At 73.1% G+C, this 11,983-nt stretch carries 10 protein-coding genes; 6 read left to right on the forward strand and 4 right to left on the reverse strand.

Annotated elements, in window-relative coordinates; all coding sequences use genetic code 11:
- The first annotated feature begins 44 nt into the window (after nt 1-44).
- Complete coding sequence (locus RKD23_RS07300; RefSeq protein WP_424852899.1) at nt 45-1,049, forward strand: DUF3048 domain-containing protein; 1,005 nt, start codon at nt 45-47, stop codon at nt 1,047-1,049.
- Between the two features lie 62 nt (nt 1,050-1,111).
- On the opposite strand, the gene RKD23_RS07305 is transcribed toward RKD23_RS07300, so the two are convergent.
- Nucleotides 1,112-3,781: an ATP-binding protein gene (locus RKD23_RS07305; RefSeq protein WP_424852900.1), complete on the reverse strand. Its 2,670-nt coding sequence runs from the start codon at nt 3,779-3,781 to the stop codon at nt 1,112-1,114.
- Nucleotides 3,782-4,075: 294 nt separating this feature from the next.
- Here RKD23_RS07305 and RKD23_RS07310 point away from each other — a divergent pair, with 294 nt between their 5' ends.
- The gene (locus RKD23_RS07310) at nt 4,076-5,134 is read left to right on the forward strand and encodes a DUF2510 domain-containing protein (RefSeq protein WP_424852901.1); all 1,059 of its coding nucleotides are present in this window, start codon (nt 4,076-4,078) and stop codon (nt 5,132-5,134) included.
- A gap of 148 nt (nt 5,135-5,282) precedes the next feature.
- Here the strand turns inward: RKD23_RS07310 and RKD23_RS07315 are convergent, their stop codons facing one another.
- On the reverse strand, nt 5,283-5,894 hold the full coding sequence (locus RKD23_RS07315) for a TetR/AcrR family transcriptional regulator C-terminal ligand-binding domain-containing protein (RefSeq protein WP_424852902.1): 612 nt from the start codon (nt 5,892-5,894) through the stop codon (nt 5,283-5,285).
- Between the two features lie 180 nt (nt 5,895-6,074).
- On the opposite strand from RKD23_RS07315, the gene RKD23_RS07320 reads away from it, so the two are divergent.
- Complete coding sequence (locus RKD23_RS07320) at nt 6,075-6,842, forward strand: phosphatase PAP2 family protein (RefSeq protein ID WP_424852903.1); 768 nt, start codon at nt 6,075-6,077, stop codon at nt 6,840-6,842.
- Nucleotides 6,839-7,822: a hypothetical protein gene (locus RKD23_RS07325; RefSeq protein WP_424852904.1), complete on the forward strand. Its 984-nt coding sequence runs from the start codon at nt 6,839-6,841 to the stop codon at nt 7,820-7,822. The genes RKD23_RS07320 and RKD23_RS07325 overlap by 4 nt, the downstream gene beginning before the upstream one ends.
- A 72-nt stretch (nt 7,823-7,894) precedes the next feature.
- On the opposite strand, the gene RKD23_RS07330 is transcribed toward RKD23_RS07325, so the two are convergent.
- Entirely contained in the window at nt 7,895-9,946 is a 2,052-nt protein-coding gene (locus RKD23_RS07330; protein ID WP_424852905.1) for a phosphocholine-specific phospholipase C, read from the reverse strand.
- A 167-nt stretch (nt 9,947-10,113) separates the two neighbouring features.
- Nucleotides 10,114-10,779, reverse strand: a complete 666-nt coding sequence (locus RKD23_RS07335) for a hypothetical protein (RefSeq protein WP_424852906.1) — start codon at nt 10,777-10,779, stop codon at nt 10,114-10,116.
- A 223-nt stretch (nt 10,780-11,002) separates the two neighbouring features.
- Between RKD23_RS07335 and RKD23_RS07340 the strand changes: the two genes are divergently transcribed.
- Together RKD23_RS07340 and RKD23_RS07345 are read left to right on the forward strand one after the other, a co-directional pair.
- Nucleotides 11,003-11,662 carry a helix-turn-helix domain-containing protein gene (locus RKD23_RS07340; RefSeq protein WP_424852907.1) on the forward strand — a complete coding sequence of 220 codons (660 nt, stop codon included), beginning with the start codon at nt 11,003-11,005 and terminating at the stop codon, nt 11,660-11,662.
- Between the two features lie 77 nt (nt 11,663-11,739).
- Nucleotides 11,740-11,982 (forward strand): hypothetical protein, encoded by a 243-nt coding sequence (locus RKD23_RS07345; RefSeq protein WP_424852908.1) that lies wholly within the window; start codon nt 11,740-11,742, stop codon nt 11,980-11,982.
- Nucleotide 11,983 lies beyond the last annotated feature (1 nt).

Genomic DNA, 11,983 nt, shown 5'->3' on the forward strand with positions numbered 1-11,983 from the left:
GCAGGAGGGGGTATGGCCTGCAATGACCTGACAAGCGCACAATCATGGCAGAGAACGGGCGGGTGGCGACGGTGGGTACGGCACACAGAGCGCGAGCATGGCGCGGCAGAACGACGGCGGCGCTGCTGGCCGCCGCGCTGGCGGCCTCCCTGGCCGCGGGCTGCACCTCGGGGAACGGCGGCTCCAAGGACGACGGGAGCAGCCCGGACCAGAAGCCCGGGCACAGCCGGGCGGCCGCCGGGTCCGTCCTCGCGGTGAAGATCGACAACTCCCGCCACGCCCGCCCGCACACCGGCCTGAACAGCGCGGACGTCGTCTACGCCGAGCAGGTCGAGGGCGGCATGAGCCGGCTGATGGCGGTCTACGCGAGCGAGCTGCCGGCGGCGGTCGGGCCGGTGCGCAGCGCCCGGGAGACCGATCTGGAGCTGCTGCGCCAGTTCGAACAGCCGACGCTCGCCTACTCGGGGGCGCAGAGCAAGCTGATGCCGCTGATCGACCGGGCGCCGCTGCGGGCGGAGCCGCCGGGGCGGACGTCGGGCGCGTTCTACCGGGGTCCTGACCGGCCGGCCCCGCACAACCTCTATCTGCGGCCCGCCGCGCTGCTGCCCGAGGCGCCCGGCGCCGCCGCGCTGACCACCGGCTTCTCCTACGGCGCCGCGCCCGAGGGCGGGACGCCCGACGCCTACGAGACGGTGAAGTACCCCGCGGCCCGGTTCACCTTCATCTGGTCGGCGAGCCAGGGCGGCTGGCTGGTCTCGATGGACGGAGTGGGCGCGACGACCACCGACGGGGGCCGGCTCGCTCCGGCGACGGTCGTGGTGCAGTACGTGAAGCTGCGCAAGTCCGACTACTACGACTCGCTGGGCAACAACACGCCGTTCACCGAGACGGTCGGCACGGGCCGGGCGAAGGTGCTGCGCGACGGCAAGGCCTACGACGTGACCTGGTCGCGGCCGACGGCCGACGACGGCACGCGGTTCGCGACAAAGGACGGCGAGCCGGTCAACTTCGCCCAGGGCCAGGTGTGGGTGGTGTTCGCCAAGGCCTGAGCCAGAGCCTGAGCCGAGGGCCGAGCCGAGCCCAACGCGGGCCTGGCGCGAGCCCTGATGGACTAGCTCAGTCCCTGTCCCCTCTCCAGCGCCTCGCGCGCCTGGGCGACCAGGCCGTCCGCGCCGCAGGAGCGGGCCAGGGACAGGCCGCGGTTGAGCTCGGCCACCGAGCGGGCCGCGAGGCCGTGCTCGATCCGGGCGGCCGCGTGCTCGTACTGGCAGGGCGAGGCCTCCAGGAAGGCGACGGCCTTGGCGGCGAGGCGCACCTTCTCCTGTCCCGTCTCCAGGGCGGCCGCGCAGCGCAGGGCCTCGCCGATCGCGGTGTCGGTGCCGAACCGCTCGGCCTGGCGCCGGGCGTCGGCGGCCAGTTGGGCGGCCCGGGCCGGGTCCTCCGCGGCGAGCGCGCGGGCGAGGTCGACGGTCCAGGGCGCGAGGACGGGGTTGTGTCCGCCGCGGGCGGCGGCCGCCTTCTCCGCCTCGCCCAGTTCGTTGATGCCCTCCTTGGTGCGGCCGACGGCCAGCAGCAGCCGGCCGCGCACGGAGCGGGTGTCCGGCAGCACGATGGTGGACGGGTAGGGCGGGGCGAAGCCGTACTGCTCGGCGATCGCCCAGGCGTCCTCGACATGGCCGCGGGCCAGCAGGGTGTCGACGAGCCCGCAGGTCGCCGACCAGTACAGGGGCAGGCCCCGGCCGACGCGCTCGGCCAGGCGCAGCGACTCGCGCAGGACCTTCTCGGCGTCGCGCAGTTGGCCCTGTCTGCGGTAGGCGAGGCCCAGGAAGGCGTTGGCCAGGGAGAGGTGGCCGCCGCTCCAGCCGGCCGTGGTGTAGGCGCGCAGGGCCTCGGAGAACAGGCTCTCGGCGCGGTCGAGCCGGTCGGCGTAGGCGTAGGAGCTGCCGAGCATCATCAGCAGCTCGATGCCCCACTCGGTGTCGGTCCAGCCGAGGCCGGGTGCGAGGCGGCCGTTGACGAGGGCGCGGTCGCACAGCTCGACGACTTCCTCGGCGTTCTCGCCGTGGGTCATGGCGTCGAAGCCGCGCAGGATGAGCAGGGCGCGCTCGGAGTTGTCGCGGCCGGTGCAGGTGGCGGCGAGCCGGGCGAGCCGCTCGGAGCGGCCGGGGGACGTGGCCTCGCCGGCGTAGATGCCCTCCCACATGTACTGCACGGCCTGCAGGCGCAGCCTCGCGGGCCCGTCCTCGTGCCGGGCGGCCTCCGCCTCGACGGTGCGGACGGCCTGTTCCAGCTGGTCGTTGTGGAGGAGCGCCTGGGAGAGGCGGAAGACGGCGTCCACGCGCTCGTCGCCGTCCAGGCCGGGCATGGACAGGGCGGTGCGCAGATGGCCGATGGTGGTGGCGGGCGCGGTGAGCAGGGTGGCGCAGCCCAGTTCGTAGAGCACCTGGGCGTGCACCTCGGGCCGGGGCGGTTCCTCCAGGGCGCGTTCCAGGCAGCGGCGGGCGGCGTCCGGGGCGCCGACGGCGAGGTGTTCGGCGGCGGCCTCGCGCAGTTGACCGACGAGTTCGGCGTCGTCGTCCGGGTGGACCTGGAGCAGATGGCGGGAGGCGGCCGCGGCGCCGAGGCCGGAGTCGGTGACGACCTTGGCGGCGATGCCGTGCATGGCGGTGCGCAGCGCCTCGGGGATGGAGTTGTAGACGGCGCTGGCGATCAGCGGGTGCACGAACTCCAGCTCGCCGCTCTCGGGTTGGTCGGGCGTGGTGAGGATGCGGGCGCCCTGGAGCAGTTCTGCGCAGCGCGCGGCCTCGTCGCGGGGCATGGTGGCGAGCTTGGCGACGAGGTCGACGGAGATGCCGGTGCCGAGGATGGCGGCGGCCCAGGCGAACCGGGTGGCCTCGATGCCGAGTCCCTCCAGCCGGGCGACCAGTCCGCCGCCGCGTGCCGAGCGGTTCAGGGCGCGCAGTTCACCGGCCGAGGTCTCGGTCGGTTCCAGTTCGCTGTCCTGGACCTTGGCGAGGAGTTCGACGGTCTCGTAGGGGTTGCCGCCGGTGACGGCCCAGACCTCGCGGCAGAACGGGGCGTCGGCGTGGGCGCCGAGGGTGGCGCGGGTCAGCCCGGCGGTGGCGTCGGGGGTGAGGGCGCTGAGGTTGGTGACGGTCCGGCCCGAGGCGGCGATCTCCTCGAGGTAGCGGGCGCTCTCCCCGGCCGTCTCGCCGGGCCTGCGGGCGACCAGCACGAGCACGGGCAGGTCGTCGATGCGCTCGGCGAACGCGGCGAGCCAGCGCAGGGTCTCCTGGTCGGCCCAGTGGGCGTCGTCGATCAGCAGCACCAGCGGGTACTCGCGCCGGGCGAGGCGGCGTACGGCGGCGACGAGGCCGTCGCACACGCCCTGCGGGTCGGCCTGACGCTCCGTCGGCTCGACTATGCCGAGGGCCGGCCCTGCGATGTCGTACCAGTCGTCGAGGTAGTCACGGGCCTCCTCCGGCAGCATCGAGACGAGGGCGGGCTGCAGCAGTTGGCGTACGACGTGGAAGGGGACGGACCGCAGGGCCTCGCCGCCCCGGGCGGACCAGACGGTGCAGCCGCGTTCCTCGGCGATACGGCGGGCCTCGTGCAGCAGGGCGGTCTTGCCGAGGCCGGCTTCGCCGCGGTACAGCAGCAGGCTGCCCGCGGACGCGCGGTCGGCGCACAGAATGTCGACCGCCCGTGCGATGGCGGCGACTTCCTCGTCACGCTCCCACAGGGAAGCCGAGGCGGCCGCCGTGGGCCGTACCTCCGTCATCCCGCTACCTCCCCAAGTCGCCCGGACGACGTACAGAGGTCGAGCGTAGCCGTCCGGCGGGCCCGGCGGTGGCGGGTCGGCGCACCTGTTGCCGTCACGGGTGACGGAGAGTGCGCGCGGGCGACGCGCGGGGCCGGTGAGCTGCCACGGAGCGACGCCATCGGGGGCGGCCGCGGGGGGAGTTGACACCCTTTCGGTGCCTTACGGCCTCATCTGCCCGGGTTCCGCCGCTTCCCGTGGGCGCGGAGGCCGCCCTCTCATCGCGCTTTCACGGTTGCCTCATACGGTGGGGGTATGACGCAGGTGACTCCCCCCGGGTGGTACCCCGACCCCGGGCAGAAAAGTGACGGCCCCGCCACCGAGCGCTGGTGGGACGGCGGGGCATGGACGGAGCGGATCCGTCCCGCGGGCTCGGCCGCACCCTGGGGGCCGCCGCCGGCACAGCCGGGCTACCAGGGCCCGCCGGCCCAGCCCGGCCGGCCCGGTTTCGCGGCGATGCCGACGCAGGCCGCGTTTCCCGCCTACCCCGGCTATCCGGGTCAGCCCGGCGCGGCTCCGGCCGGGCAGCGGCGTGGGCTGCGTACGGGGATAGCGGTCGCGGTGGCGGCGGCGGTGCTCGCGAGCATCGGGGTCGGTGTGTACGCGCTGACCAAGGACGACGGCGGCTCGGACCGGGCCGGCACCCAGCAGGACCGGGGCGCGCCGGACGGCCGGGACGGCGGGCAGGGCGGCCCGTTCGGTGACGGCGGCGGGTCCGGCGGGCCCTCGCCGGACCCCGAGAAGAGCCCCGAGGAGAGCCCCGGCGGCGGCCGGGCGCCCGAGGTCGAGGGCGGCGGCACGCTCCAGGACTCCGTCAACGCGATCAGCATGCCGGTGCCCGAGGGCTGGTCGGGCCAGGCGATGACGGTGGGCGCGCAGATGACGTCCGAGACCACCTACAAGTGCCCGGCCGACCCCTCCCAGCAGTGCACCAAGGGCGGCGCGTACTCGGCTCCGGCCGAGCTCCTGGGCACCAAGGGCACCACGCCGGAGGCGGTGGCGAAGGCGGACATCGCCGCGAACGCCAAGGAGTCCTACGGCGGCAGCTACGGGGAGATCACCTCGCACCAGGTGCTGGCCTCGAAAGCGGTCACCGTGGCCGGGCAGAAGGGCTATGTGGTGCGCTGGAAGGCGATCACCAGCAAGGGCTCGGACGGCTACGTCCAGTCGCTGGTGTTCCCCTCGCCCGCCGACAAGGGCCGGCTGGTGGTGGTCCGCTTCGGACTGGACGTGGACCAGCCGCTGTCGATCCTCGACGACGTCACCGAGGGCATCGAGGCGTCCTCCGGCGGCGGCGACGGGCAGGACGTCTGAGGCGTCGCAGGGCATACGACGGCCGGGTGGGGTGCCTCTCCGCTCCAGAGGCACTCCACCCGGCCGGGGGGTGCGCGCCGCCCCCGTCCCCACGGTGCGGCGCGGTCAGGTCGCCGTCCAGTCATCCCGTGGACGGCGACCTGAGTCTTCAGGTGAGGCCGAGCACGGGCAGCACCGCGGCCTCGACGAACCGGACCAGGTAGTCCGAGTCGGCGTACTCGCCCTCGATGACGGGGCGTGCGCGCAGCACGCCGTACATCTGGGCGGGGATGTACTCCAGCGCGGGATGGTCCGCCGGGACCTCGCCGCGCTCCACACCGCGCCGCAGGATGTCGCGCAGCGCGTTGATCTCGGGGTCGACGAGGGCCTCGCGCAGGGCCTGCTGGAGTTCGCGGTCCTGCATGACGGCGTGGCCGAGGGCCTGGAGCAGCCCCTGGTCCTTGTCGGAGGTGCCGCCGGCGGCCCGGGCGGCCTCGCGCAGGTCCTCGGCGAGCGAGCCGGTGTCGATGCCGGCGAAGCGCGGGCAGCGGTTGGAGCGCAGCGCCGCCGCCACGAACTGGGGCTTGGTCTTCCACTGCCGGTAGAGCGTGGACTTGCTGCAGCGCGTGCTGGCGGCGACGCCGTCCATGGTGACGGCGTCGTAGCCGCACTCGCGGATCTGGTCGAGTACGGCGTCGAAGAACTCCTGCTCCCGTTCCCGGGTGAGCTTGGAGCGGCGCGAGGCGACCTGTTCCGGTCGGTCCGCGGCCTGCGACGTCATCGGCACTTCCTCTCTGTCACTGCTCCAGTGTGACGCACCTTTCCGATACGCCAGTGTACCGGTACTTAACCGTATCGGTACACTGGCGTATCGGTACAGTCCAGTATCGGTACTTCCCCGTATCGGTACGCCGACGGACCGCACACACCACACCGTCTGTCGTCAGTGAAGGGGCCGGGGATGAAGGCACGGACCGAGCGGCCACCGCTGCTGCGCGAGCTGCTGCTCGTCGCGGGGCTCTTCCTCGTGTACAAGTTCGGCCGGCAGCTCGCCACGGGGCACACCGAGGCGGCCTTCCGCAACGCCCGCCATGTGTGGGACCTGGAGCGGACCGTGCTGCTGCCCGACGAGGGCTCGGTGCAGTCGCTGCTGCTGCACGGCGACTCGCTGGTGCACACCGCCAACGTGTACTACGCCACCGTGCACTTCCCGGCCACCGCCGCCTTCCTGGTCTGGCTCTATCTGCGGCGCCCCGCGCACTATGTGTGGGCCCGGCGGGTGCTCGCCGCGGTCACCGCCGCCGCGCTGGTGCTGCATCTGGCGTTCCCGCTCGCCCCGCCGCGGATGCTCGCGACGACCGGCCTGGTGGACACGGGCCGGGTGTACGGGCCCTCGGTGTACGGCCCGCCGCAGACCGACCATCTCTCCAACCAGTTCGCGGCGATGCCGTCGCTGCACTTCGGCTGGGCGCTGATGGTGGCGATCGGCCTGATCGTCGCCACCCGCTCACGCTGGCGGTGGCTGTGGCTCACGCATCCGCTGCTGACGCTGCTGGTCATCGTGGGGACCGCGAACCACTACTGGCTGGACGCGATCGTCGCGACCGCGCTGCTCGGGCTCGCCCTGGCGGCGGTGCACGCGCCGCGCCGCACGGTCAGCACCGCGGGCCGCGGCTCCGCGCAGCTCGCCCCGGCCGAGGACGGCGTGCTGGTGGGGGCGGGCCGATGAACGCCGCGTTCTCCCTCGCCGTCGTCCTCTCCCTGTTCTCCGCCGTCGCCTACGCCGCCGCCGCGGTGGCTCAGGAACGGCTCGCCTCCCGCTCCCCGGGCGCGGGCCTGCTGCGGACGCTGGGCAGCGGGGCCTGGTGGTGGGCGGTGCTGCTCAACGCGTCCGCCGCGCTGCTGCACGTGGTGGCCCTGAAGTACGGGCCGCTGACCGTGGTGCAGCCGCTGGGCGCGCTCACCCTGGTCGCCGCGGTGCCGCTCGGCGCACGGGTGGCCGGCCGGCGGGTGAGCGCGGCCGAGTGGCGGGGTACGGCGCTCACGCTGGCGGGCCTCGCCACGCTGCTCGCCACGGCCTCGGGGCCCGCGCCGGACGACGTGCTGAGTCCCGCCGAGGCGCTCACGGTCGCGGGCACCGCCGCGCTGCTCATCGGCCTGCTGTCCCGGCCCGGCGCCCGGCCGGGGCTGCGGCACGCGACCGCCTCGGGCCTCGCCTCCGGGGTCGCCTCCGCGCTCACCCAGACGGTGACGGTGGCCGCCACCGACCGCAGCGGACCTCTGCTCAGCGTCCAGGTGATCGGCGTCGCGGTCCTGGTCGCCGCCTTCGCGACGGGCGGGCTGCTGCTGTCGCAGACCGCGTACAAGGGAGGCCTGGGCGGACCGCTCGCCATGGTCACCCTCGCCAACCCCGTCGCGGCCGCGCTGATCGGCCTCTCCCTGCTCGGCGAGCACCTCCAGGGCGGGGCGACCGGCATCCTGACGGCCCTGGCGGGAGCGGCGCTGGCGGCGTGGGGTGTGGTGCTGCTGTCACGCGGCGCACCGGAACCATCCGGGGAGCCGCACGGACAGCCGGAGCCTTCCGGGAAGGCGCACGGACAGCCGGAGCCTTCCGGTGAGGCGCTGGAACGGCCGCACCGCCTGCGCCGACGAACACCGGTGCCGCCCTCGCCCCAGGCGGAACCGGTCGACGCCCGGCTCGTGGCCTAGCCGACAGATCCGCAGAGATGCCCCGGTCCGCGCGCGGCGGGCCGGGGCGTCTGTGCCTACAGGCCTGCGGCCTCAGTCGGTGATGATCGACGGGTCGCTGACGCCGGGCAGGCCGTTCTCGACATGGCCGACGAAGCGGCGCAGGAAGATCGGCATGGTGTCGGAGGTGACGGTCAGGTCGTACCAGCGGCGGCTCTCCGTCAGGTCGACCGTGAGCCGCACGGTGGCGCCGGCGGGCACCTTCACCGCGCGGGGCTGACCGCTGTAGCCGTCGTTGAGCCTCAGCTGGGCGGTGAGGGAGCCCTTGTTGGTGAAGGTGAGCTCGATGTGGTCGCCCGTGTGGCGCGCGGTGACCTCGGGCCCCGCCTGCTTGCCTGGCCCGCGGAAGACCCGCAGGAAGCCGTTGGGGCCGTGCACGGTCAGGTCGTAGAAGTTGCTGGAGTACGCCGTGTTCCAGGTGTCCGAGACGGTCTTGCCGGCCTCGGTGGTGTACGTCCAGGGGCCGTCGGTGCGGTTGCCGCCGGTGACCCAGAACTGGGCGCCGGCCCGCGCGCCGGAGGCGAAGGTGAGCGTGTACTTCCCGGCCGCCGCGTCCAGGGCGCCGTCGACCGCGGGGGCGTACCGCAGCGGGCGGGCCGGGCGCAGGCCGCGCTCCTGGCGGGGCAGGCTCGGGTCGGCGGGCGGGGTCGGGCTGTAGTCGGGGTGACGTTCGCGGTCCTTGGGGGCGTACTCGCCGGTGTCCGGCAGGGACGCCGGGCGGCTGTCAGGGCGGGAGAAGTCGAAGGCCGAGGTCAGGTCGCCGCAGACGGCGCGGCGCCACGGCGAGATGTGCGGTTCGCGCACCCCGAACCGGCTCTCCATGAACCGGATGACCGAGGTGTGGTCGAAGGTCTCCGAGCAGACGAACCCGCCCTTGCTCCACGGCGACACCACCAGCATCGGCACCCGCGGGCCAAGCCCGTAGGGGCCGGCCGGGCGCCTGCTGTCGCCCGCGTAGAGGTCGAGCGAGACGTCGACGGTCGACCTGCCCTGCGCGGCCGACTGCGGGGGCAGCGGGGGCAGCACGTGGTCGAAGAAGCCGTCGTTCTCGTCGTACGTGATGAACAGGGCCGTCTTCGCCCACACCGCCGGGTTGGAGGTGAGCGCGTCCAGGACCTGGGCGATGTACCAGGCTCCGTAGTTGGAGGGCCAGTTGGAGTGCTCGGAGAACGCCTCGGGCGCGGCGATCCAGGAGATCTGCGGCAGCTTGTCCGCCTGGACGTCCGCCTTCAGCCGGTCGAAGTAGCCCTCCCCCGCCTTGGCGTTCGTGCCGGTGCGGGCCTTGTCGTACAGCGGGTCGCCGGGCTGCGCGTTGCGGTACTTGTTGAAGTACAGCAGCGAGTTGTCGCCGTAGTTGCCGCGGTAGGCGTCGGAGATCCAGCCCCAGGAGCCGGCCGCGTCCAGGCCGTCGCCGATGTCCTGGTAGATCTTCCAGGAGACGCCCGCCCGCTCCAGGCGCTCGGGGTACGTCGTCCAGTCGTAGCCCAGTTCGTCGTTGCCGAGGACCGGGCCGCCGCCCTGGCCGTCGTTGCCGGTGTGGCCCGTCCACACGTAGTAGCGGTTCGGGTCGGTGGAGCCGATGAAGGAGCAGTGGTAGGCGTCGCAGACGGTGAAGGCGTCGGCGAGGGCGTAGTGGAACGGGATGTCCTCGCGGGTCAGGTACGCCATGGTCGTGGTGCCCTTGGCGGGCAGCCACTTGTCGTAGTTGCCGCCGTTGTACGCCTGCTGCCCGTCGGTCCAGCCGTGCGGGAGGCCCTCGAGGAACTGCATGCCGAGGTCGTCGGCCTCCGGGTGGAAGGGGAGCACCTCCCGGGTGCCGTCGCTCTGGTGCCAGACCGACTTGCCGTTGTCGAGCCGTACCGGGTGCGGGTCGCCGAAGCCGCGGACGCCCCGGAGCTTTCCGAAATAGTGGTCGAACGAACGGTTCTCCTGCATCAGGACGACGATGTGCTCGACGTCCTCGATCGTGCCCGAGCGGTGGTTGGCCGGGAGCGCGGCCGCACGCTCGATGCTGCCCGCCAACGCGGTGAAGGCCGTGGTCGCGCCCGCGAGTTGGAGGAATTTGCGTCGGTTGACCTCAGGCATGTGTGGGGGACACCAACCTCTCGTGCTGATGGAATGTGCGCGAAAGGAGTGTTCCAAGAGCAGCAAACGTCAGGGAAGGGTGTGGTGGCGTTTGCGTGAAAGTCACCCGTACGCAGAGGGGCGGGGCGCGCCCGGCCCCCTTGCGCCGATCGCCGCCCTCGGGTACCTCAGCCCTCGGGGGTCGACACCACCGTCAGGTGGCCCGCCGGTCGGCGGTTGCGCCGGTGGCCCGCGCGAGGGGCGGGGCGACGGCCCTGGGGGAGCATCGTCAGGCGCGTGTAGCCCAGGACATGGAGGGACTTGGGGGTCTCGTCGACGATGCGGCAGTCGGTGGCGCCCCAGCTGGGGTCGGGGTGGAGCAGGGGCCGTACGGCGCCGTCGTGCTCCACGGCCGCGTCGCCCATGGCGCGCATCCAGTGCGGCAGGCCCTGGCGGTAGGCGGCCTCCATGAGCGGGTCCTGGGCGATCTCGCGGCGCACGGCCTGCAGGGCGGGGTCGTGGCCGTGCCGCTCCAGGGCCGACGCCAGGTGGGCCAGCATCGGCAGACACCAGCGGGCCTCGTGGTCGCCGAGGACGGACGCCGCGTCGGGGTGGAACAGGACGAACCTCAGGAAGTTGTCCCCGGGCATGGCCGACGGATGCGGGCCGACACCCCGGAAAAGTGTCTCGAACGCGCTGTTGGCCAGGACCACGTCCCAGCGGTGGTCGACGACGAGTGAGGGAAAGGGGACGGACTCCACGAGCGCGGCGTAGTCCCGCAGATACTCCTGGGCCTGGGGACTGACGGGGGCGGGCCACGGCGCCGGCCGCTGCCCACCTGCCTGATATGCCATCGGGAGGTCACCCCTCTTGCCTCTGCGGCCTTCTCGCGGCGCCCCGATCCTGCTGCTCAGACCGTAGGCATGTCAACTATCGTGGCATTCCGTGACTGTTGACGGCTGAAATTGGCCACAGTTGTGGCGAGCCCTGGATGTGAGTTCGAAGCACCCGCTACGCTCCGGGAAGTTCACGGAGACCACATGCGAGATGGCTGTGCGAGACGTAGGAGACACGTCGGTGACGGATGGCTACGAGGTTCCGGGCGGCACGGCGTCGGCTGTCCTGGCGGCCGTCGTCGCTCGTGTCACCGCGCTCGCCGACCGGCTCGGCGTGCCGCACACGGAGGTGTTCGACACGGCGCGGCTGTCCGTGGCCTCCGGTGTCCCCGAGCCGGTCGTGAAGGACCTCCTCCAGGGCCGCCAGGCGGGTGAGCCCGATGTGCAGGCCCGTTTCGTGCAGCGGCTCGATCTGCTGCGCCGCACGCGGCTCAAGCCCAACGGCCGCCGCTACACCCAGCAGGAGATCGCCGACGGCGCGGGCATGTCCCGGCAGCAGGCGGGGGCACTCATCAACGGCGACCGGCGCCCGACCATGGAGCACTGCGACGCCATCCAGCGCTTCTTCCGTGTCCACGCCGGTTTTCTGACCGCCGAGGACGGCGAGGCGCTCGCCGGTGCCCTCCAGCGCACCGAGCAGGATCTGCTGCAGAAGCTCGCCGACCGTGAGCGGGAGGCCGCCGCCTCGGCTCCCGAGGACCCGCTGGAGCGGCTGCTCCAGGACCACGGGGTGCGCGGCATCGCCTGGCGGGCCGCCCAACTGCCCACCGACCAGCACCGTGACAAGGTCGCGGAGTGGCTGGACATGCTCCTGGAGAGCGTCAAGCGCCCGGAGGCGTGAGCCGTTCGGCCGGATTGTCAGTGGTGGCGGGCAAGCTGGAGGGTGCGCAAGCGCATCCGACACGGGGAGACCGACCCATGACCACATCCGTGCTGACCGACCGTGAACGCACCGCCGTCCAGGCGTATCTGCGCCTGCTGCACACCGTACGGGCCGCCTTCGACCACTCAGGTGGTGACGGCCCTCCGGGCTCCGGCCGGCCACCCGTCGTGCCGCCGGCCGTGCTCGCCGAGGCGGAGCAGGCGCTGGCGGAGGCGGGTCTGAGAGGCAACGAGGAGCAGTTCTTCCGGCTGCTGCAGAGCTGCGAGCCCAGAGGCTGAC

Source organism: Streptomyces sp. SAI-170 (assembly GCF_049739565.1).
Lineage (GTDB): Bacteria > Actinomycetota > Actinomycetes > Streptomycetales > Streptomycetaceae > Streptomyces.